Origin of the sequence: Velocimicrobium porci, from assembly GCF_009696045.1 — a bacterium.
Taxonomy (GTDB): Bacteria; Bacillota; Clostridia; order Lachnospirales; family Lachnospiraceae; genus Velocimicrobium; species Velocimicrobium porci.
Genome location: NZ_VUMT01000018.1, coordinates 16846 through 38211, shown reverse-complemented (window position 1 = coordinate 38211; position 21366 = coordinate 16846). Strand labels below are relative to the sequence as shown.

At 35.4% G+C, this 21366-nt stretch carries 23 protein-coding genes; 20 read left to right on the top strand and 3 right to left on the bottom strand.

The features are described 5' to 3' along the window. From thiS to FYJ58_RS11190, 6 genes are all read left to right on the top strand, one after another. The gene (thiS, locus tag FYJ58_RS11215) at window positions 1-198 is read left to right on the top strand and encodes a sulfur carrier protein ThiS (protein ID WP_154519817.1); all 198 of its coding nucleotides are present in this window, start codon (window positions 1-3) and stop codon (window positions 196-198) included. Between the two features lie 2 nt (window positions 199-200). Continuing rightward, a complete protein-coding gene (gene thiF / locus FYJ58_RS11210; RefSeq protein WP_154519816.1) occupies window positions 201-998 on the top strand; it encodes a sulfur carrier protein ThiS adenylyltransferase ThiF in 798 nt (265 codons plus the stop codon). A gap of 24 nt (window positions 999-1022) precedes the next feature. Continuing rightward, entirely contained in the window at window positions 1023-1814 is a 792-nt protein-coding gene (locus FYJ58_RS11205) for a thiazole synthase (RefSeq protein ID WP_154519815.1), read from the top strand. Window positions 1815-1823: 9 nt separating this feature from the next. Beyond that, entirely contained in the window at window positions 1824-2975 is a 1152-nt protein-coding gene (gene thiH / locus FYJ58_RS11200) for a 2-iminoacetate synthase ThiH (RefSeq protein ID WP_154519814.1), read from the top strand. After that, window positions 2968-3579: a thiamine phosphate synthase gene (locus FYJ58_RS11195; RefSeq protein WP_154519813.1), complete on the top strand. Its 612-nt coding sequence runs from the start codon at window positions 2968-2970 to the stop codon at window positions 3577-3579. The genes thiH and FYJ58_RS11195 overlap by 8 nt, the downstream gene beginning before the upstream one ends. 139 nt (window positions 3580-3718) lie before the next feature. Further along, a complete protein-coding gene (locus FYJ58_RS11190; RefSeq protein ID WP_154519812.1) occupies window positions 3719-4480 on the top strand; it encodes a flagellin in 762 nt (253 codons plus the stop codon). A gap of 55 nt (window positions 4481-4535) precedes the next feature. Here FYJ58_RS11190 and FYJ58_RS11185 read toward each other — a convergent pair whose 3' ends face one another. Then, a complete protein-coding gene (locus tag FYJ58_RS11185; RefSeq protein ID WP_154519811.1) occupies window positions 4536-4931 on the bottom strand; it encodes a hypothetical protein in 396 nt (131 codons plus the stop codon). 386 nt (window positions 4932-5317) lie between these two features. Here FYJ58_RS11185 and hrcA point away from each other — a divergent pair, with 386 nt between their 5' ends. The 4 genes from hrcA (at window position 5318) to dnaJ (ending at window position 10182) form a co-directional block, all read left to right on the top strand. Then, window positions 5318-6349 carry a heat-inducible transcriptional repressor HrcA gene (gene hrcA, locus FYJ58_RS11180; RefSeq protein WP_328597846.1) on the top strand — a complete coding sequence of 344 codons (1032 nt, stop codon included), beginning with the start codon at window positions 5318-5320 and terminating at the stop codon, window positions 6347-6349. Between the two features lie 34 nt (window positions 6350-6383). Beyond that, a complete protein-coding gene (grpE, locus tag FYJ58_RS11175) occupies window positions 6384-6959 on the top strand; it encodes a nucleotide exchange factor GrpE (protein WP_154519829.1) in 576 nt (191 codons plus the stop codon). Between the two features lie 65 nt (window positions 6960-7024). Then, the gene (gene dnaK, locus FYJ58_RS11170) at window positions 7025-8899 is read left to right on the top strand and encodes a molecular chaperone DnaK (RefSeq protein ID WP_154519810.1); all 1875 of its coding nucleotides are present in this window, start codon (window positions 7025-7027) and stop codon (window positions 8897-8899) included. A 104-nt stretch (window positions 8900-9003) separates the two neighbouring features. Further along, on the top strand, window positions 9004-10182 hold the full coding sequence (gene dnaJ, locus FYJ58_RS11165; protein ID WP_154519809.1) for a molecular chaperone DnaJ: 1179 nt from the start codon (window positions 9004-9006) through the stop codon (window positions 10180-10182). A gap of 77 nt (window positions 10183-10259) precedes the next feature. On the opposite strand, the gene FYJ58_RS11160 is transcribed toward dnaJ, so the two are convergent. Further along, complete coding sequence (locus FYJ58_RS11160; protein ID WP_154519808.1) at window positions 10260-11582, bottom strand: MATE family efflux transporter; 1323 nt, start codon at window positions 11580-11582, stop codon at window positions 10260-10262. A gap of 337 nt (window positions 11583-11919) precedes the next feature. Between FYJ58_RS11160 and prmA the strand changes: the two genes are divergently transcribed. The 4 genes from prmA (at window position 11920) to thiI (ending at window position 16097) form a co-directional block, all read left to right on the top strand. Beyond that, window positions 11920-12891: a 50S ribosomal protein L11 methyltransferase gene (prmA, locus tag FYJ58_RS11155; RefSeq protein ID WP_154519807.1), complete on the top strand. Its 972-nt coding sequence runs from the start codon at window positions 11920-11922 to the stop codon at window positions 12889-12891. Window positions 12892-12954: 63 nt separating this feature from the next. Next, window positions 12955-13701 carry a 16S rRNA (uracil(1498)-N(3))-methyltransferase gene (locus FYJ58_RS11150; protein WP_154519806.1) on the top strand — a complete coding sequence of 249 codons (747 nt, stop codon included), beginning with the start codon at window positions 12955-12957 and terminating at the stop codon, window positions 13699-13701. Between the two features lie 4 nt (window positions 13702-13705). Further along, window positions 13706-14869 carry a cysteine desulfurase family protein gene (locus FYJ58_RS11145; RefSeq protein WP_154519805.1) on the top strand — a complete coding sequence of 388 codons (1164 nt, stop codon included), beginning with the start codon at window positions 13706-13708 and terminating at the stop codon, window positions 14867-14869. Between the two features lie 49 nt (window positions 14870-14918). Then, window positions 14919-16097 carry a tRNA uracil 4-sulfurtransferase ThiI gene (thiI, locus tag FYJ58_RS11140; RefSeq protein WP_154519804.1) on the top strand — a complete coding sequence of 393 codons (1179 nt, stop codon included), beginning with the start codon at window positions 14919-14921 and terminating at the stop codon, window positions 16095-16097. A gap of 79 nt (window positions 16098-16176) precedes the next feature. Here thiI and FYJ58_RS11135 read toward each other — a convergent pair whose 3' ends face one another. Beyond that, complete coding sequence (locus FYJ58_RS11135) at window positions 16177-16410, bottom strand: HPr family phosphocarrier protein (protein WP_154519803.1); 234 nt, start codon at window positions 16408-16410, stop codon at window positions 16177-16179. 186 nt (window positions 16411-16596) lie between these two features. Here FYJ58_RS11135 and mtaB point away from each other — a divergent pair, with 186 nt between their 5' ends. The 6 genes from mtaB to FYJ58_RS11105 all read left to right on the top strand — a co-directional run bounded on the left by mtaB (window position 16597) and on the right by FYJ58_RS11105 (window position 21363). After that, window positions 16597-17967, top strand: coding sequence for a tRNA (N(6)-L-threonylcarbamoyladenosine(37)-C(2))-methylthiotransferase MtaB (gene mtaB, locus FYJ58_RS11130; RefSeq protein ID WP_154519802.1), 1371 nt, complete (start codon window positions 16597-16599; stop codon window positions 17965-17967). 89 nt (window positions 17968-18056) lie between these two features. Continuing rightward, on the top strand, window positions 18057-18317 hold the full coding sequence (locus FYJ58_RS11125; RefSeq protein ID WP_154519801.1) for an IreB family regulatory phosphoprotein: 261 nt from the start codon (window positions 18057-18059) through the stop codon (window positions 18315-18317). Window positions 18318-18395: 78 nt separating this feature from the next. Continuing rightward, window positions 18396-18821: a Holliday junction resolvase RuvX gene (gene ruvX, locus FYJ58_RS11120; protein WP_154519800.1), complete on the top strand. Its 426-nt coding sequence runs from the start codon at window positions 18396-18398 to the stop codon at window positions 18819-18821. A 15-nt stretch (window positions 18822-18836) separates the two neighbouring features. After that, on the top strand, window positions 18837-19109 hold the full coding sequence (locus FYJ58_RS11115) for a DUF1292 domain-containing protein (RefSeq protein ID WP_154519799.1): 273 nt from the start codon (window positions 18837-18839) through the stop codon (window positions 19107-19109). Window positions 19110-19165: 56 nt separating this feature from the next. Then, window positions 19166-19642, top strand: coding sequence for a Fur family transcriptional regulator (locus FYJ58_RS11110; protein WP_154519798.1), 477 nt, complete (start codon window positions 19166-19168; stop codon window positions 19640-19642). Between the two features lie 47 nt (window positions 19643-19689). Beyond that, on the top strand, window positions 19690-21363 hold the full coding sequence (locus tag FYJ58_RS11105) for a ribonuclease J (protein WP_154519797.1): 1674 nt from the start codon (window positions 19690-19692) through the stop codon (window positions 21361-21363). Window positions 21364-21366: the final 3 nt, after the last annotated feature.

Sequence of the window (21366 nt, the reverse complement as noted above, 5' to 3'; positions counted from 1 at the left end):
ATGGTAAAAGTAAACGGCATTTCAATGGAACAAATCGCAAATCTGACAGTTACAGAGTTTTTACAAAAAAACGGATACCAAAAAGAATATGTTGCAGTTGAACGAAATGGGAAGATTGTTCCTAAAAAAGAATATGATAAGGTGATACTAAAAGACGAGGATGTTTTGGAAGTTGTCAGTTTTGTTGGAGGGGGATGAAGATGGTTGTATTTGTAAATGGTGAGAGAACAGCCACAAATAAAACGACATTAAAAGAACTTCAAATTTCGCTGTTTGCGTCAGAAGAAGTTGTGACAATATTAGATGGATATCAGACGGATGAGGATTGCAGATTAAAAGAAAATATGGAGATTATTTTCATGAAAAAAGGAGTATTTCCATCAAAAAAAGAGTGGGAACATATGCTTTATGCAAGAAATTCGAAAGATGTTCAAAAAAAAATCAGTAAGGCAAGAGTTGCTATTATAGGACTTGGAGGACTTGGTTCCCATATTGCGATAGAGCTTGCGAGATGTGGAATCGGAGAATTGCATATTGTTGACTATGATGTTGTGGAACCAAGTAATTTAAATCGTCAGGCATACCGGATGAGTCATCTTGGGATACCAAAGGTAGAAGCGTTAGAACAGGAAATAAAGCAAGTCAATCCATTTGTAAAAGTAACTGCAGAACGAAAAAAAATAGATGAAACAAATATAGAACAGGTTTTGCAACGGGATATGATTATTTGTGAAGCGGTTGACAATCCTAAGACAAAGGCGATGATAGTCAATGAGGTTCTTACAATTTATCCAGAAAAATGGCTGGTAGCAGCTTCGGGCATGGCAGGGTATGGAAAGAGCAATGAAATTAAAACAAAACAAATTACAGGACACTTTTACTTATGTGGTGATGGAATCAGTGATGCGGGAGCAGGAAATAGTTTGATGGCACCTCGGGTTGGAATTTGTGCGGGTCATCAGGCGAATAAAATACTAGAGATTATTATAGAACAATAAAACAGAATAGAAAGGAAAATAGGAATGGGGACAAATAGAAAAGAAAAAAACGATACATGGAGTGTAGGAGGACATGAGTTTCATTCCCGGTTTATTTTAGGCTCAGGAAAGTATTCTTTAGAACTGATTGAGGCTGCAATAAAACAGGCAGATGCACAAATTATTACTTTGGCACTTCGAAGGGCAAATATAGGAGGAACAGAAAATATTTTAGATTATATTCCAAAGGAAGCTACTTTGCTTCCAAATACATCTGGTGCCAGAAATGCAGAGGAGGCAGTACGAATTGCAAGATTGGCAAGAGAAATCGGTTGTGGAGATTTTATTAAAATAGAAATTATTAATGATTCGAAGTATCTGTTACCGGATAATTATGAAACGGTAAAAGCGACAGAAATTTTGTCAAAAGAAGGGTTTATCGTAATGCCGTATATGTATCCGGACTTAAATGTTGCGAGGGCATTAAGGGATGCAGGAGCTGCTTCTATTATGCCGCTTGGTGCACCGATTGGTTCGAATAAGGGAATCTGTACAAAGGAATTTATTCAAATATTAATTGATGAGATGGAATTGCCAATTATTGTCGATGCCGGTATTGGAAAACCATCTCAGGCATGTGAAGCGATGGAAATGGGAGCGACAGCAATTATGGCAAATACAGCGATTGCAACGGCAGGAGATATCCCACAGATGGCAGAAGCATTTAAAAAAGCAATTGAAGCGGGAAGGCAGGCGTATTTGGCCGGTCTTGGAAGAGTGCTTAAAAAAGGTGCTTCTGCTTCTTCTCCATTGACAGGATTTTTAGAAGAAGAGTAGGAGGAGCGCATGGAACAAAAACAAGATCATATGACTTATAAAGAAGGGATGGAACAGATTGATTCTGAAATTCTTTCCCAGGTTATAGAACGGACAAAAAATTATCAATATGAGACTTATAAAGAATCCGATGTCATTCGTGCATTGGAGCATGAAACTTGCACAGTAGATGATTTTGGTGCTTATTTGTCACCTGCTGCATTGCCGTTTTTAGAACCGATGGCAAGAAAAGCACAGATGGAAACAAGAAAACATTTTGGTAATTCAATTTATTTATTCACTCCATTGTACATAGCAAACTATTGTGAAAATTATTGTATCTATTGTGGTTTTAATTGCCATAATCCAATTAAACGGGCAAAACTTAATATAGAAGAAATAGAAAACGAAATGAAGACAATCGCGGATACCGGATTAAAGGAAATTCTTTTATTGACTGGGGAGAGTCGGACACAGTCTGATGTCACCTATATTGGAGAAGCGTGTAAAATAGCACGAAAGTATTTTAGTGTTATTGGGCTGGAAGTATATCCAATGAATATAAGAGAATATCAGTATCTTCATGAATGTGGAGCAGATTTCGTTACTGTTTTTCAGGAAACTTATAATCCGGATAAATATGCAACACTTCATTTAGAAGGGAATAAACGAGTTTTTCCATACCGTTTTGATACACAGGAGCGGGCGATAAGGGGAGGAATTCGCGGCGTTGGTTTTGGAGCGTTACTGGGACTGGATGACTTTCGAAAAGATGCCTTTGCTACGGGGTTACATGGATATTTATTACAAAAAAAATATCCCCATGCAGAAGTTTCATTTTCCTGTCCAAGACTTCGACCAATCATTAATCATGAAGCAATGAATCCAAAGGATGTCCATGAAACTCAGTTATTGCAAGTTATTATGGCATATCGTTTGTTTATGCCATTTGCAGGAATTACGATATCCAGCCGAGAGGGAAAACGGTTTCGAGATCATGTTATTTCGATTGCGGCAACGAAAATATCAGCGGGAGTTGACGTCGGAATTGGAGGACATATGGGTGAAGCAAAAGGGGATGAACAGTTTGAAATTTCAGATGATCGTTCGGTTGAAGATATTTATCAGGCAATTAAAAATCAGGGACTTCAGCCTGTGATGAGTGATTATATATATGTTTAAATTAATAGCGGTGACAAACAGGAACTTATGTAGGGATAATTTTTTAGAAAGAATAGAAGCAATTGTACAGACAGATGTATCTGCTTTAATTTTAAGAGAAAAAGAGTTAAGGCAAGAAGAATATGAATTGCTGGCAAGGGAAGTTCTTTCTATATGTGAACAATATAATACGGAGTGTATGTTTCATTTTTTTGCAGATTCATTGTTTATAAAAAATCACGGCTGTATCCATATTCCACTTTGGATTTTAAAAGAGAACAAAGATATTAGACGAAACTATTCAAAAATTGGCGTGTCGATTCATTCTTTAAAAGAAGCTACAGAAGCGCTTGCACTTGGTGCGGATTATTTAGTAGCCGGGCATATTTTTGAAACGAATTGTAAAAAGGGATTGAAACCAAGAGGAATTGACTTTTTGCGGGAGGTTTGTGAAAATGTAGATATTCCTGTTTATGCAATTGGAGGAATAACAGAAAAAAATATTAGACAAATAAAGGATGCGGGGGCTTCTGGAGGATGCATTATGTCTGAATTTATGAAACGAAATGATTTGAATGATTTTGGAAAGAAAATCAGAAACGAACTGAATTTATCAGAAAAGTAAGTAAAAAATTGGATAATATGTGATGAAAAGATGAATTAACAGAAAATTCTTTCTGTAAAAGAAAATCTGTGGTATACTGTATATAGGAGAAGTATACATATACGAATCCGAAGGAATATCGTAGAAAGGAGGAAGAGTTATGGCAATTTCAACATTAAATAATTCAATCAATCGTTCTTATGAACAGCTTTCTACAATGAAGAAAATTAATTCGGCAGCAGATAATGCAGCTGGTCTGACAATTGTAGAAGGGATGAAAAGTCAGACAAATGGATATGATGTATCCGCTAATAACGCAAAAGATGCACAGGGACTTTTAAATGTCGCAGAAGGTGGACTATCTTCGATTACGGATAGCCTTCAGAGAATCCGTGAATTAAGTGTACAGGCTTCAAATTTTATTTATACGGATTCAGACAAGCAGGCGATGCAAGAAGAGATTAATGGATTGAAACAGACAATTCAGGATGCTGCAAGAGGAACTGAATTTAATACAATGAAGTTATTAGATGGAAGTATGGCAGATATCAATCTCGCAACGAATCCGGATGGTACAGGAATGAAAATTCAACTTGAAAATTCTACATTGGAAAGCCTTGGAATTGCAGATTTTGATGTCACCAAAGATTTTAACATATCGGACATCGATAAGGCGCTAGAAAAAGTTACATCGGCGAGAGCTAATATTGGTGCGACAAGCAATGCTCTTGATAGTTCAATTCGTTATTCAAATCTTGCAAGTGAAAATCTTACGAAAGCATCAAGCAATATTGAAGATTTAGATGTGGAAGAAGCAATATCTGACATGAATAAGAAAAAACTTCTAAATGAATATCAGATGTTTGCCAAAAAAGCGTTACTTCAGCAACAGGCAAATGTAAGTAATCTTTTAAAGAGTTAAAAAAAAGAAGCTGTTGTAAAAATGCAACAGCTTCTCTTTTGGACAAAACGATTTATTAAGTTCTTTTTATAAATTCAAAATGACATTTTGGGCAGGTGATGCAGATTTTCCCTTTTCCCTTTGGTACTCGGATAGTCTGACCACAATGTTTACAAGTGTAATACCGGTAAACAGCACGGTCGTCCCATTGACGTTTCAGATTATTTTGCTTTTTCTTGAATCTGTTTACAAAAGAAAAATATTTTTGGTTTTCTTCAACCCGCTTATTGATCTTTTTGGAAAAACAGCGGTAAAAAAATAGAAATAATAGTGCATATGCCAAAACAACTAAAATGGGAGAGTGAAAGAAAAGAGAAAGAACTGAAATTATGATATAAGCAATTGCAGTTGCCTTTCCCAGATTGTCAACACCGTATCTTCCAATCATAAACTGGCGTAGTTTGTTCATCATATAACATCCATCCTTTATTTGGTTATTTGTCTTTTGGTTTACTATAGGTGAAACAAAATAATACGTCAATAGGTTTTATAGATTATTTAGAAATATTTATAGTTGGATTATGATTTTGAAAAACAAAATGGCGATATGACAAACGTCATATTAGTTTGTTACAGTTAGTACTGATAATTTATTATTTAATCAATGTCTTATTGTGCAAAGCAGACCATAAACATTAAAAAGGTATGGTCTGCTTTTGTATTTTTCATAAAAATAAAAAAAAATCAAAAATATTCTTGACAAAGGTTTTGTAAGGTGGTATTTTATGTTTAAAGATATTAGCACTCTACTTTAGCGAGTGCTAACAAATAAAAAGACAGTAGTAAGGAAGTGAGTGCGTGGAGTTAGATGAGAGAAAGCTGAAGATATTACAGGCAATTATTCAGAATTATTTAGAAACAGGAGAGCCGGTTGGTTCCAGGACAATTTCCAAATATACAGATTTGAATTTAAGCTCTGCCACCATTCGGAATGAAATGTCTGATTTAGAAGATATGGGGTATATTCTCCAGCCGCATACTTCAGCAGGTAGAATACCATCGGATAAAGGATATCGATTATATGTTGATACGATGATGGAAGATAAGGTGCAAGAGATTGCAGATATGAAACAAGAATTGGAGATTAAGGCAGACAAGATTGATACGCTGCTACAGAATGTTGCAAAGCTTTTAGCAGTTAATACAAATTATGCAACGATGGTAACGAAACCTCTTTACAAACAGAAAAAAGTAAAGTTTGTACAGATTTCAGAGGTAGATGAAAATCAGCTTTTAACGGTTGTTGTAATTGAAGGAAATATCATAAAGAACAAAATTATAGATATGGAAAGTTCTTTAAATAAAGATATTGTTTTAAAGTTAAATATTGTCCTTAATACATTTTTGCAAGGTCTTGATTTGACTGAGATTAATATGAAAATGATTCAGGAGATGAAAGAGCAGGCAGGTGAATATGGAGGCATCTTAGGAAAGATTTTAGATGTAATTGCAGAAGCAATTTCGGAAGAGGACAATATGGAGATATATACAAGTGGTGCAACTAATATTCTAAAGTATCCAGAGCTAAGTGATACAGAGAAAGCAAGCAAGCTTTTATACACGTTTGAAGAAAAAAAGCAATTGACACAGCTAATTACTGATAAAGAAGCAGAAGAAAACAACCATGGAATTCAAGTATATATCGGTGAAGAAACTCCGGTTCAGGCAATGAAAGATTGTTCTGTTGTCACTGCAACCTATGAGATAGAGGAAGGTGTATATGGAAAGATTGGAATTGTCGGACCAAAGCGAATGGATTATGAAAAGGTAGTTAGTACATTACAAACATTGATGGTTCAGTTAGATGAAATATTCAAAAAGAAAACGTAGGAAGGTGGTTTAAAAAGTGGACGAAAAAGAAACAATGAAAAATGAAGAAAATATTACTTCTGAAACAGAAGAAGTTGATACAGAGTCTACAAAGGAAGTGACGGAAGATACAACCGAAGAAGTAAAGGATAAAAAAGAAAAAAAATTCTCTAAGAAAAAAGAAAAAAAAGAGGATAAAAAAGATGAAAAAATAGCAGAACTAAATGACAGACTAATGCGTACTATGGCAGAGTTTGATAACTTCCGTAAGCGTTCAGAAAAAGAAAAAGCACAGATGTTTGAAATTGGAGCGAAGGATATTGTAGAAAAAATACTTCCTGTATTAGATAATTTTGAGCGTGGTCTTGGTTCTGTTCCGGAAGAAGATAAAGATTCTGCATTTGTTCAGGGAATTGAACAGATTTATAAACAGTTTGTTACTGCATTAGAGGAGGCCGGTGTAAAGGCAATCGATGCAGTAGGAAAGGAATTTGATCCGAATTTTCATAATGCAGTAATGCATGATGAAGATGAAAGTTTAGGAGAAAATATTGTATCCGAAGAATTACAAAAAGGTTACATGTATCGTGACACTGTTGTAAGACATAGTATGGTAAAAGTAGTAAACTAACAATTATTTGATTTATTTCGAAACGTAATAGACGAAGATTAATTGAAATTTAGGAGGAATTTATAATGGGTAAAATTATAGGAATTGACTTAGGAACAACAAATTCATGTGTTGCTGTTATGGAAGGTGGACAGCCGGTTGTTATCGCAAATACAGAAGGAGCTAGAACAACACCATCTGTAGTAGCATTTACAAAAACAGGTGAGAGATTAGTTGGTGAACCTGCAAAACGTCAGGCAGTAACAAATGCAGATAAAACAATCGCATCCATTAAAAGACATATGGGAACAGATTATAAAGTAACAATTGATGATAAAAAATATACTCCACAGGAAATTTCTGCAATGACACTTCAGAAATTAAAAGCAGATGCAGAAAGCTATTTAGGAGAAAAAGTATCAGAAGCAGTTATTACAGTACCAGCTTATTTCAACGATGCACAACGTCAGGCAACAAAAGATGCCGGTAAAATTGCCGGTCTTGAAGTTAAGAGAATTATCAACGAGCCAACAGCAGCTGCATTAGCTTATGGTCTTGATAATGAAAAAGAACAAAAAATCATGGTATATGACCTTGGTGGTGGTACTTTTGATGTATCAATCATTGAAATTGGTGATGGTGTAATTGAAGTATTAGCTACATCTGGTGATAATAAACTTGGTGGTGATGACTTTGATGAGAAAATCACACAATATATGATTGAAGAATTTAAGAAAGCAGAAGGTGTTGATTTATCTACAGATAAAATGGCACTTCAGAGATTAAAAGAAGCAGCAGAAAAAGCAAAGAAAGAGTTATCTTCTGCTACAACAACAAATATCAACTTACCATTTATTACAGCAACTCAAGAAGGTCCAAAACACTTTGATATGAACCTTACAAGAGCAAAATTTGATGAATTAACACATGATTTAGTAGAAAGAACAACAATTCCGGTTCAGAATGCTTTAAGAGATGCTGGAATTACAGCTTCTGATTTAGGTCAGGTATTATTAGTTGGTGGTTCTACAAGAATCCCAGCCGTACAGGATAAAGTAAAACAGTTAACAGGCAAAGAGCCTTCTAAAAACTTAAATCCAGATGAATGTGTTGCATTAGGCGCATCAATTCAAGGTGGTAAATTAGCTGGTGATGCCGGTGCAGGTGATATTCTTTTACTTGATGTAACTCCACTTTCCTTATCAATTGAAACAATGGGTGGTGTAGCTACAAGATTAATTGAGAGAAATACTACAATTCCTACAAAGAAGAGCCAGATTTTCTCTACAGCAGCAGACAATCAGACAGCTGTTGATATCAATGTCGTTCAGGGTGAAAGACAGTTTGCCAGAGATAACAAATCTCTTGGACAATTTCGTTTAGATGGAATTCCTCCAGCAAGAAGGGGTGTACCTCAAATTGAAGTTACATTTGATATTGATGCAAATGGTATCGTTAATGTATCTGCAAAAGATTTAGGAACAGGTAAAGAACAGCATATTACAATTACAGCCGGTTCTAATATGTCTGATTCTGATATTGAAAAGGCAGTAAAAGAAGCTGCAGAGTTCGAAGCACAGGATAAGAAGAGAAAAGAAGCAATTGATGCCCGTAATGATGCCGATGCAATGGTATTCCAGACAGAAAAAGCATTACAGGAAGTTGGCGATAAAATTGATGCCAATGAAAAAGCTGGTGTAGAAGCAGAACTTAACCACTTAAAAGAGTTAATTGAAAAGACAAATCCAGAATCTATGTCTGACAGTGAAGTAGAAGAAATTAAAGCTGCAAAAGAAAAATTAATGACGAGTGCCCAGGCATTATTCCAAAAAGTATACGAGCAGGCACAAGGTGCTGCAGGACAAGGAGCAGGTCCTGATATGAGCAACATGGGTGGTCAGGGAACTTCAAATGACACTTATGATGGAGATGTAGTTGACGGCGACTACCGTGAAGTGTAAAATAGAGATTAAGACTTTAGATTCCCCCGCCATCGAAGGCGGGGGTAATTGTAATTAATATGGATGGAAGTCAGTTGTAAACGGTAAATAGAAAGAGGATAATTATGGCAGAGAGTAAAAGAGATTATTATGAGGTCCTTGGTGTATCCAGAGGGGCGTCTGATGATGAATTAAAGAAAGCATATCGAGCTTTAGCAAAGAAATACCACCCAGATATGAATCCAGGTGATAAAGAAGCTGAGAAAAAATTCAAAGAAGCATCAGAAGCATATGCGGTATTAAGTGATCCTGACAAACGCAGACAGTACGACCAATTTGGTCATTCTGCATTTGACGGTGGAGCCGGCGGCGCCGGTGGTTTTGATTTCTCAGGTATGGATATGGGAGATATCTTCGGCGATTTGTTTGGCGATTTATTTGGTGGTGGAAGAAGCCGCAGAGCCAATAATGGTCCAATGAAAGGTGCCAATATTAGAACTTCTGTAAGAATTACCTTTGAGGAAGCATGTTTTGGAACAGAAAAAGAGCTTGATCTTAATTTGAAAGATGAATGTAATACTTGTCATGGTACCGGTGCAAAGCCTGGTACATCGCCTGAAACCTGTTCAAAATGTGGCGGTAAAGGTCAGGTTGTATATACCCAGCAATCCCTGTTTGGAATGGTTCGTAATGTTCAGACTTGTCCGGATTGTCAGGGAACAGGTAAGATAATCAAAGATAAATGTTCGGATTGTCGTGGAACCGGTTATATCAATAGCAGAAAGAAGATTAAAGTAGCAATTCCTGCCGGTATTGACAATGGACAAAGTGTACGAATTCGTGACAAAGGTGAGCCGGGAATCAATGGCGGTCCACGTGGTGATTTGTTAGTAGAAGTTGTTGTAAGCAGACATCCGATTTTCCAGCGTTCGGATATGGATATTTATTCTACGGCACCAATCTCATTTGCCCAGGCTGCACTTGGCGGGGAAGTGAGAATTAGTACAGTCGACGGAGATGTTATGTATACGGTAAAGCCTGGAACACAGACAGATACAAGAGTAAGACTTCGTGGAAAAGGGGTGCCATCATTACGAAACAAATCTGTTCGTGGTGACCATTATGTAACATTAGTTGTTCAAGTACCGACAAAATTAAATAGTGAGCAGAAAGAATTGTTGGAAGCGTTTGACCGTTCTATGCGTGGTGAAAAAGAAAAAAGTCCGAGTGGAACAGAAGAAGGAACTGGAACGACACATAAGAAAAAAGGTTTAAAAGAAAAAATAAATGACCTTTTTGAATAAAGGAAAGTAAATAAAATACTCTTTTTACAGTAGCTTGCTGAGCAAGAAATGACTACTATAAAAAGAGTATTTTTATATTAATCCATTTTAGAATGTAAAATAGGATTCCTTAAAAGGAAAATGCAAGCAATGAAAAGTGTCACCAATTCAGAACAAGGGTAGGCAAGCCACACACCTGTCATTCCAAAACAATGTGCTAACAGAAGGACAATTGGAATGATGGCGGCAAATCCTCTTAGACTAGAGATAATAAAAGAAGGAGCAGGAAGTTCCACCGAGCTTAAAAATGAAGTTGTGACAACATTAATTCCAATAAAGAAAAAGGCGATAAAATATAAGTGAATTCCATTAGCAGCCAATGAAGCAAGAAGCTTATTTTGTCCGCTGTTAAAAATAGCAATTAGCGGAGTCGTTCCGATATAGGTAAGCAGATAAATAAGCATGGAAAAAGAAACAGAAAGTAAGATAGAATAGCGGAAAAATTTCTTTACATTTGCATAATTTTTCTGCCCGTAATTTGTACTAATCAGAGGTTGTGTACCTTGTGAAATTCCATTGAATACTGCAAGGACAACAAGCGCTAAGTTTGTAATTATACCAAAAGCGGCAACGCCAACATTTCCTTCCAAAGAAAGAATGACCATATTAAAAACTATAATTACAATACCGGATGAGATTTCGGTAACAAACGATGAAATTCCAAGTGCACAGATATTTATAATATAGGATGGGTGAATTTGACATCGAATGAGATGAAATTGGTTTTTCTTCTTAATAAAATGGATTGAAATAGTTAGAATACTAATGATAGGAGAAAAACCAGTCGCCAATGCAGCTCCAAACATACCTAAATGACAAGGAAAAATAAAAAGGTAATCCAGAATGATATTGGCTAAATTCCCTAAAATTATTCCAGTCATTGCTAACTTTGGTCCATTATCATTTCGAACAAATGCTAATAAAATATTGTTGATAATATAAAAAGGTGCAAAGCTAAATAATGTTCGTAAATAAGAGGTTGTCATTGAATGAGTTACTTTGTCAGCACCCATAAGATGGCTGACCGAAGAAGCATTGGTTGTACCAATAAAGAATAAAAGACCGCCTAAGACAAGTCCAAATAAGATGGCATGGGTAAAAACAGCATTTGCTTCTTGATGTGAATTTTGTGCTTTTAGAATCGAATATTTTGTTGCTGCACCAATGCCAATCATAAAAGCAGTGGCGGTGATAAGGCTGTAAATTGGAAGTGCCAGATTTAGAGAAGTCAGCCCGTTTGCACCAACACCTTTTGAAATGAAAAAGGTGTCGGTTAAGATACAACAAGATAGACCAATCATACCAAGAATATTTAAGCTTACATATTTAAAAAAAGTTTTTAAAATAGTGGATTGTTTCATCGTATACTCCTTTGTTGAATTATAAATAAAGCATAATAGTTCTGAGAAATAAAAGGCGTCCGGTAGTTCATACCTTCTAAGGCCTGCTGGTATGAAAACGAACGCTCTTTTTATCTCTACCCGGCGGCAGAGATATGTCGTATGGATTTAATTAGTTCTATTCTATCTAAAACAATAAAAAAATTCAATTCTTTTTATGAAATTTTTGAATGATTGATTAAATATTGCCGATTTTATTAAAATGTGCTATAATTTTTTTATATATCTATCGAAAAGTAAATGGGTGTTGCAAGTGCGGCACCCGATATTTATGTTAATAGAAAAGGGGAAGCCAGATATGAAATGGATGAAAGTTGCGATTGAAACAACAACCGAAGCAGTTGATTTTATTAGCAATTTGTTTGATGAGTTAGGGTTAGAAGGAATTCAGATTGAAGATAATGTTCCAATTAGCGAGGAAGACAAAAAAGCAATGTTTTTGGACGAAACAGAGGAGACAGAGATTGTCCTTGGAGAAGATGACGGAACTGCAGTTGTAAGTTCATATGTAGACCCGAAAACGGACATGGATAAACTTGTTTTGTCCATAAAAGAAGGATTAGAAGAAATAGGGTTATTTGTTAATATTGGAAAAGGAACAATATCGGTAGAAGAAACGGACGACAAAGACTGGATTGATAACTGGAAAGAATATTTTAAACCATTTCGGGTGGCAGATGATATTGTAATTAAACCGACATGGGAACAATTAGAAGAAAAAAAAGAGGATGATATTGTAATTGAGATTGACCCCGGAACTGCTTTTGGAACAGGTGCTCATGAAACGACAAGACTTTGTATCGATGGTTTAAGAGAGTATCTGACCGATCAGACAAGATTATTGGATATTGGATGTGGAAGTGGAATTCTTTCTATTATTGGATTAAAACTTGGTGCTTCCTATGCAGTGGGGACAGATATTGACCCTGCGGCAATTAAAGCAGTATATGAAAATATGAAAGTAAATGGAATTAAAGAGGATTCTTTTAAGATTTATTCTGGAAATATTATTGAAGAGAAAGAGCTTCAGGAATCAGTTGGTATCAATCAATATGATATTGTTGTGGCAAATATCTTAGCAGATGTTATTATTCCACTTTCAGGAGAGATTGGTCAGCATATTAAACCAGGAGGTTTGTTTATTACATCAGGTATTATTAATACGAAGAAGGAAGAAGTAGAACAGGCGTTGATTCAGAATGGTTTTGAGATTTTAAAAATAAATGAGATGAAAGATTGGGTATCTTTTATTACAAAAGTAAAGTGCTAATTGACATTTATTCATATTAATGATAAGATGACAATTGCTTTGTATAGAACGTGAGGAAATAATATGCATTGTTTTTATGTAGATAAGTCGCAGATTGTAAAAAATGAGATTCGGATAACAGGAACGGACGTGAATCATATAAAAAATGTTCTTCGGATGAACTGTGGGGAACATTTAGTAATCTGTGACGGAGCAGGCAGTTTTTATGAATGTATTTTAGAGGAATTAAAAAAGGATGAAATTCTTGTTTCAATTGAGGAAGAATTGTTAGAAACAACTGAGTTGCCCGGTAAGCTATACTTGTTTCAGGGACTTCCCAAAAAAGACAAGATGGAGTTGATTATACAGAAATCAGTTGAGCTTGGAGTATATGAAATTATTCCGGTTGCAACAAAATTCTGTGTTGTTAAAATAGAAGATAAGAAGAAAGAAAAGAAAAAACTTGAGCGATGGAATGAAATTGCTAAGGCAGCTGCAAAACAGTCCGGGCGTGGAATTATACCGGAAGTAAAACCGGTTATGAGCTTGAAAGAGGCAATTGCTTATGCAAAAACACTTTCTTTTAATGTAATACCATATGAGCGGGCAGAAGGGATGAAAAAAGCAAAAGAGGCGGTAGAACGAGCTGCTTCCCTTTCCTCTACTGGAATTTTTATAGGTCCGGAAGGTGGTTTTGCAGAGGAAGAGATTGAAATGGCAAGAGCGGCTGGTGTAGAACCGATTAGTCTTGGAAAAAGAATTCTTCGAACAGAGACGGCCGGGATTACAATTCTTTCTTTATTTATGTTTGAAATGGAAAGTAAGGAGTAAAAAAATGATAGCATATTTAGATAATGCAGCTACAACAAGACCATTTGATTCCGTAAAGGAAATTATGATGAAAACATTAGAGGAAGATTATGGAAATCCATCTTCGCTTCATACAAAAGGTGTTGTGGCCGAGCAATATGTAAAAGAGGCCAAAAATATAATTGCTTCGAATCTAAAAGTTGACGCAAAAGAAATTGTTCTGACTTCCGGGGGGACTGAGTCAAATAATATGGCATTAATAGGCGGTGCTTTGGCAAATAAGCGTGCAGGTAATCACATTATTACTACAAAGATGGAACACGCATCTGTGCATAATCCAATTATATACTTAGAAAATAATGGATTCCGTGTAACTTATCTGAATGTCGATCACAATGGTCATGTCAAACTGGATGAATTGTTAGAGGCAATTGATGATGATACGATACTTGTATCAATTATGTATGTAAATAATGAAATTGGAGCAGTGCAGGATATTGCAGAAATTTCTAAAAAAATAAAAGAGAAAAAGAAAGATATTATATTCCATGTTGATGCAATTCAAGCCTATGGAAAGTATCGGATTTATCCAAAGAAAATGGGAATTGATATGCTTTCGGTCAGCGGTCATAAAATTCATGGACCAAAGGGAATAGGATTCCTTTATATAAAAGATAAGATAAAAGTAAAGCCAATTATTTATGGTGGAGAACAGCAAAAAGGCATGCGTTCCGGCACAGAGAATGTACCCGGGATTGCCGGTCTTGGACAAGCGGTAAAAGAAATTTATACTGATCATGAGGAAAAAATAGAGAAGTTATACGAATTAAAGACTTACTTTATTAATGAGGTAAATAAAATAGAGGAAGTAAAAGTAAATGGTGTAGATGGAATTTCAGTAAAAGATACAGCCTGCCATGTTGTAAGTGTCAGCTTTGGAGGTATCCGGAGTGAAGTTCTTTTGCATGCACTTGCAGAAAAAGGTGTTTATGTATCAGCCGGTTCTGCATGTTCTTCGAATCATCCACAGTTAAGTGGAACATTGCAGGCAATCGGTGTGGCAAAAGATTTGTTAGACAGTACATTGCGGTTTAGTTTTTCTGTATTTACTACAAGAGAAGAGTTAGATTATGCCTTGGAATGTTTAAACGAGATTTTACCAAAACTTAGAAAATATAGAAGACATTAAATAAAAATATAAAAATGAATTAGGAAAAATCATAGAAAGGAACGAGGAAATGTTCAAAGCATTTTTAATAAAATATGCAGAGATTGGAATAAAAGGGAAAAACAGATATCTTTTTGAGAATGCGTTAAGAGATCAGATTAAATTCGCATTAAAAGATGTAGAAGGCGAATTCGATGTTGTAAAAGAGCAGGGAAGAATTTATGTGGAGGCACTTAGCGAGTTTGATTTTGATGAAACGGTAGATGCACTAAAGCGAGTATTTGGTATTGCTTCTATCTGTCCGACAATGATTGTAGACAGTAATGAATGGGATGTGATTACAAAATCAGCGGGCGAATTTGTAAAAAATGTATACGGAGATCAATCACTTACATTTAAAGTAAAGGCAAAGAGAGCCGACAAACACTATGAGAGAACTTCTCCAGAAATTTGTGTGGATATGGGTGCTCATTTAGTGGATCAGTTTCCTAATCTGACAGTTAATGTTCACGACCCGGATATTTATATCTACGTTGAAGTACGGACAAGAACTTATATTTATTCGCATATTATACCGGGACCTGGTGGTATGCCGGTTGGAACAAATGGAAAAGCCATGCTTTTACTCTCAGGAGGAATTGATAGTCCGGTTGCCGGATATATGATTTCAAAACGAGGTGTTCGATTAGAGGCTACTTATTTCCATGCACCTCCTTATACAAGTGAACGTGCAAAACAAAAAGTAGTAGATTTGGCAAAATTAGTTGCAAGATATGCAGGACCTATGAAATTGCATGTCGTTAATTTTACGGATATTCAATTATATATTTATGACCAGTGTCCACATGATGAATTGACAATCATTATGCGTCGCTATATGATGAAAATTGCAGAAAAACTGGCAGAAGAAAACAATTGCCTTGGTTTGATTACCGGAGAGAGTATTGGACAAGTGGCAAGCCAGACAATGCAAAGCCTTGCAGCAACAAATGATGTATGTACAATGCCGGTATATCGCCCTGTTATTGGATTCGATAAGCAGGATATTGTTGATATTGCTGAAAAAATTAATACGTATGAAACTTCAATTCAGCCTTATGAAGACTGCTGTACGATTTTTGTTGCAAAACATCCGGTTACAAAACCAAGTTTAAAGGTAATTCGTAAATCGGAGCTTAATTTAGAAGAAAAAATAGATTCTTTACTTGAAGAGGCTTTAAATACAGTGGAAACAATTTTGATTGATTAATTTTTTAGTGTTTCGGATAAAATAAAAGGACAGAGGTTTTATTCTCTGTCCTGATTTCTTCGATTAAGTAGGAATCTGATTATTCAACAATGTAAGGTGCTAACACAGAAAGAATTTGATCTGTATTATCGGAATCGTGAATATTTAAGTCGATTGGTTTTGATAAGTCTAAGCTGAAGATTCCCATAATGGATTTTGCATCAATTACATATCTGCCGGAAACTAAATCAAATTCTGTTTCAAATTTTGTTACGTCACTTACAAAAGATTTTACTTTGTCGATTGAATTTAAACAAATTTTAACTGTTTTCATATTTATATATCCTCCTTAGATTCGAGATAGAATGAATGTGTTTGTATAGTTTTTATGCATGTAACCTATTACATGTATATACTACAGTTTCAACATTTAAAAGTCAATATACAAAGTAGATAAAAAAAGCAGGAAGAATACAGAAGAAACGTAGAAATGGAATATAGGACTGAAATGGAGAAAACTATGGAGAATTTTTATCAAAAGAATGAACAGGCGGGTTCTGTTGCATTTCTGACATTAGGATGTAAAGTAAATTCTTATGAAACAAATGCAATGGAGAAGCTGTTTATTGAAGCCGGATATGAAATTAAAGAGTTTGATGATACGGCAGATGTATATGTAATTAATACTTGTACGGTAACGAATATGGCAGACCGCAAATCAAGACAGATGCTTCATAAAGCGAAGAAAAAAAATAAGGATGCGGTAATTGTGGCAGTTGGATGCTATGTTCAGGCTGCTCAGGAGGAGTTAAAGGAAGACAGTGCGATTGATCTTATTGTAGGGAATAATCAAAAAAAAGATATTGTAGCATTAGTTGAAGCATATCGCCAGGGAACAACATTAGAAGAAATGAAGCTTCCTGATATGAAACAAGAACAGAGCTATGAGGAACTTCAGATTGAAGATGCAGGGGAGAAGACAAGAGCGTATATTAAAATTCAGGATGGCTGCAATCAGTTTTGCTCCTACTGTATTATTCCGTATGTTCGGGGAAGAATACGTAGTAGAAATGAAGAAGATATCATACAAGAGGTAAAACGTGTGGTATCGCATGGATATAAAGAGGTTGTATTAACCGGAATTCACCTTTCTTCTTATGGAGTTGATTTGCAGGGTGAGAAAAACTTTGTAGCATTAGAGGGAAAGCCACTGCTTTCGATTATTGAAAAAGTGAGTGAAGTGAAAGGGCTGGAGCGAATACGATTAGGGTCTTTAGAGCCAAGAATTATTACGGAGTCGTTTGTAAAGGAACTATCAGCAATTAAAAAAGTATGTCCACATTTTCATCTTTCTTTGCAAAGTGGATGTGATGCCACTTTAAAACGAATGAATCGAAAGTATACATCAAAAGATTATGAAGATGGCTGTCAGATTCTAAGAAAATATTATGACAGACCTGCAATTACAACTGATATTATTGTAGGATTTCCAGAAGAGTCAGAGGAAGAGTTCCTTATAACAAAAAACTTTGCGAAAAAAATACAGTTTTCCGATGTGCATATTTTTAAATATTCTATGAGAAAAGGAACAGTGGCAGCTAGAATAAAGAATCAGATTCCAGAGCAGGTAAAGCATCAGAGAAGTATGGAATTGATTGCACTTGGAAGGGAAATGACTCGTAATTATGAATCTTCCTTTTTTAAAGAACCACAAAACATATTAGTAGAAGAAACAATTGAAATAGATGGAACTTTTTACGAAACGGGACATAATGAGCGATATATGAAACTTTATGTAAAAAAAGGCGAATCAGAGAACCATGGCTTAATTCGTATGGTTGAAATTTTAGAAATTTTAGAAGATGGAAAGATCATTTGCAGATATATTTAAGGGGATTTGGACTTGCTATTTTAGATTATTTATATTAAGATAGGAATAGCATATATGTTTCGTAAAAATAACTAAAGGGAAGTGAATTTATGCAGGAGATTAATAATACACAATACTTTCAAGTGCAAAAAGAGCCGGAGATGGCAGTAAAGGATATCATTGCTAAAGTATATGAGGCACTTACTGAGAAAGGCTACAATCCGGTTAACCAGATTGTTGGTTATGTAATGTCTGGTGATCCAACTTATATCACAAGTCACAATGGGGCAAGAAGTCTTATTATGAAGGCAGAGCGTGATGAGATTATTGAGGAACTTTTAGAAGATTATATTAATCGGAATTTACGATAAACAATTGCGATTGAAATTATCTTATATTGATAAAAGGTTAAGATGGGAAATAAGAAGAGAATGACGGAGGAATAGACATTGAGAATTATGGGTTTGGATTATGGTCAGGTGACCGTTGGAGTTGCAATTAGTGATGAACTGTTATTGACGGCACAGGGAATTGAAGTAATCCGACGAAAAGATGAAAATAAGCTCCGTCATACACTTCAAAGGATAGAGGCGCTAATTGATGAATATGGCGTTGAATTGATTGTATTAGGATATCCTAAAAATATGAATAATACAATTGGAGAGCGTGCGGAAAAATCAGAGCAGTTTGCAGACATGCTGAGAAGGAGAACAGGACTTGAAGTTGTTTTATGGGATGAGCGTTTAACAACCGTTGCAGCCCACAATGCAATGATTGAGGGAAATGTAAGAAGAGAAAAGCGTGCCAAAGTTGTTGATAAAGTTGCCGCTGTATTTATATTACAGGGGTATCTTGATAATAAGAATCAGAAGTAGTAGTAGGAGGAAGTAATGCAAGAAGCACAGGATAAGATTGTATTTACAACAGAAGACGGAGAACAGATTGAATTTTTTGTGTTAGAACAGACAAAGTTAGCGGGAGAAACTTATTTATTAGTTGCAGATTCGGACGAAGAAGAGGCAAACGCATTAATTTTGAAAGAAATACAGGGTGAAAATAAGGAAACAGTTATTTACGATACTGTAGAAGATGAACAGGAATTAGAAGCTTTATCAAAAGTATTTGAAGAATTATTAGATGATATAGATATTGAGATGGAATAGTAGTCGTGTGCGATGTGCTATGAATTTTAGAATATATTTTGCTAGAGGATGAGGATATGCCTAATAGTCAAGAGGATTTTAAATTATTACTAAAACAGAATGGTTTGAAAGTAACTACGCAGAGAGTTGCTATTTTGGAGGCACTTAAAAAACGCCCGGGATGTCATCTGACAGCAGAAGAAATTTATGATTGTGTAAAAGAAGAATATCCAGAGATTGGACTGGCAACCGTATATAGAACAGTACAGCTGTTATCCGACTTAAATGTAATTGACAAATTAAGTCTGGACGACGGCTATATCAGATATGAAATCGGAAAGATGGAGCAGGCGAACAGTCACCACCATCATCATTTGATATGCTTAAATTGTGGAAAAGTATTTGCTTTTGAAGATGATTTATTAGAAGCGTTAGAAGAACGTATTAGAAAAACATTGAATTTTCAAGTAGTGGACCACGAGGTTAAGCTTTTTGGGTATTGCAAAGATTGCAATGAACAATCCGATAATAGCAGAACGGATTCTAAGATTTAGGCTTTTTCGTGCACTGATTTACGTAAAATTATGGAGGTGCATTTAATTTGAAAAAAGCGAAAGATGTAACAAATGCAAAAGTGAAAATAATACCGCTAGGCGGTTTAGAACAAATTGGAATGAATATTACAGCGTTTGAGTATGGCGACAGTATTGTTGTAGTCGACTGTGGATTATCATTTCCGGAAGATGAGATGTTAGGAATTGATTTAGTTATTCCTGATGTAACTTATTTAAAAGATAATATTGATAAGGTAAAAGGTTTTGTCATTACCCATGGACATGAAGACCATATAGGAGGACTTCCTTATGTATTAAAAGAAGTTAGTGCTCCAATTTATGCTACAAAGCTGACTATGGGAATTATTGAAAATAAATTTAAAGAACATAACCTTTTGAAAACAACAAAACGAAAAGTAATTAAGTATGGACAATCAATTAATCTTGGTGACTTTCGAATTGAATTTATCCGTACAAATCATAGTATTGCTGATGCAGCGGCATTGGCGATTTATTCACCTGCGGGAATTATTGTTCATACCGGTGACTTTAAAGTTGACTATACGCCGGTATTTGGTGATACAATTGATTTACAGCGTTTTGGTGAATTGGGTAAAAAAGGTGTATTAGCTTTGTTATGTGACAGTACAAATGTTATGAAACCAGGATTTACGATGTCAGAGCGTACAGTTGGTAAAACATTTGATAATATTTTTGCTGAGAATACAAAAAACCGTATTATTGTAGCTACATTTGCTTCTAATGTAGACCGTGTGCAACAAATTATTAACTCTGCACATAAATATGGAAGAAAAGTTGTAATTGAAGGTCGAAGTATGGTAAATATTATTTCGACTGCGAACGAACTGGGATATTTAAATGTTCCGGATAATATATTAATTGATATTGAACAGATGCGAAATTATAAAGATGAACAGCTGGTTGTAATTACAACAGGCAGTCAGGGAGAAGCAATGGCTGCACTTTCAAGAATTGCGGCGTCAATTCATCGCAAGATTTCAATTAAGCCGGGAGATACTGTTATTTTTAGTTCTACACCAATTCCAGGTAATGAAAAATCGGTATCAAAGGTGATTAATGAATTATCGATGAAAGGTGCAAAAGTAATTTTCCAGGATACTCATGTTTCAGGACATGCGTGCCAGGAAGAAATTAAATTGATTTATGCGTTGACGAAGCCAAAATATGCTGTTCCGGTTCATGGAGAATACCGACATCTTATTACACATGCTGAATTAGCAGAAGGTATGGGAGTTGACGAAAATAACATTTTCATTTTATCTTCTGGGGATGTACTGGAATTAGGACAGGAAAAGGGTGAAGTAATTGGAAAGGTGCCGGCACATGGCATTTTAGTAGATGGTTTAGGTGTCGGAGATGTCGGAAATATTGTTCTTCGTGACAGACAGCACCTGTCAGAAAATGGATTGATTATTATTGTTATTACGTTGGAAAAATACAGTAATCAGGTTTTAGCTGGTCCGGACATTGTATCCAGAGGATTTGTTTATGTAAGAGAATCAGAAAATCTGATGGATGAAGCACGGGAAGTTGTCAATATGTCATTGGATAAATGTTTCCATAACAATGTGACAGACTGGGGAAAAATTAAAACAGAAATTAAAGATTCATTGAGTGACTATTTGTGGAAGAAAACAAAGAGAAATCCTATGATACTTCCAATTATTATGGAAGTTTAGATA

Bases quoted from the DNA above. Each gene is read 5' to 3' on its own strand.
- dnaJ (WP_154519809.1), top strand. From the start codon at position 9,004: ATGGCAGAGAGTAAAAGAGATTATTATGAGGTCCTTGGTGTATCCAGA.
- FYJ58_RS11125 (WP_154519801.1), top strand. From the start codon at position 18,057: ATGCAGGAGATTAATAATACACAATACTTTCAAGTGCAAAAAGAGCCG.
- FYJ58_RS11190 (WP_154519812.1), top strand. From the start codon at position 3,719: ATGGCAATTTCAACATTAAATAATTCAATCAATCGTTCTTATGAACAG.
- mtaB (WP_154519802.1), top strand. From the start codon at position 16,597: ATGGAGAATTTTTATCAAAAGAATGAACAGGCGGGTTCTGTTGCATTT.
- grpE (WP_154519829.1), top strand. From the start codon at position 6,384: ATGAAAAATGAAGAAAATATTACTTCTGAAACAGAAGAAGTTGATACA.
- FYJ58_RS11110 (WP_154519798.1), top strand. From the start codon at position 19,166: ATGCCTAATAGTCAAGAGGATTTTAAATTATTACTAAAACAGAATGGT.
- thiI (WP_154519804.1), top strand. From the start codon at position 14,919: ATGTTCAAAGCATTTTTAATAAAATATGCAGAGATTGGAATAAAAGGG.
- FYJ58_RS11160 (WP_154519808.1), bottom strand. From the start codon at position 11,582: ATGAAACAATCCACTATTTTAAAAACTTTTTTTAAATATGTAAGCTTA.
- FYJ58_RS11205 (WP_154519815.1), top strand. From the start codon at position 1,023: ATGGGGACAAATAGAAAAGAAAAAAACGATACATGGAGTGTAGGAGGA.
- FYJ58_RS11185 (WP_154519811.1), bottom strand. From the start codon at position 4,931: ATGATGAACAAACTACGCCAGTTTATGATTGGAAGATACGGTGTTGAC.
- prmA (WP_154519807.1), top strand. From the start codon at position 11,920: ATGAAATGGATGAAAGTTGCGATTGAAACAACAACCGAAGCAGTTGAT.
- FYJ58_RS11115 (WP_154519799.1), top strand. From the start codon at position 18,837: ATGCAAGAAGCACAGGATAAGATTGTATTTACAACAGAAGACGGAGAA.
- thiS (WP_154519817.1), top strand. From the start codon at position 1: ATGGTAAAAGTAAACGGCATTTCAATGGAACAAATCGCAAATCTGACA.
- FYJ58_RS11135 (WP_154519803.1), bottom strand. From the start codon at position 16,410: ATGAAAACAGTTAAAATTTGTTTAAATTCAATCGACAAAGTAAAATCT.
- FYJ58_RS11195 (WP_154519813.1), top strand. From the start codon at position 2,968: ATGTTTAAATTAATAGCGGTGACAAACAGGAACTTATGTAGGGATAAT.
- FYJ58_RS11145 (WP_154519805.1), top strand. From the start codon at position 13,706: ATGATAGCATATTTAGATAATGCAGCTACAACAAGACCATTTGATTCC.
- thiF (WP_154519816.1), top strand. From the start codon at position 201: ATGGTTGTATTTGTAAATGGTGAGAGAACAGCCACAAATAAAACGACA.
- FYJ58_RS11150 (WP_154519806.1), top strand. From the start codon at position 12,955: ATGCATTGTTTTTATGTAGATAAGTCGCAGATTGTAAAAAATGAGATT.
- dnaK (WP_154519810.1), top strand. From the start codon at position 7,025: ATGGGTAAAATTATAGGAATTGACTTAGGAACAACAAATTCATGTGTT.
- thiH (WP_154519814.1), top strand. From the start codon at position 1,824: ATGGAACAAAAACAAGATCATATGACTTATAAAGAAGGGATGGAACAG.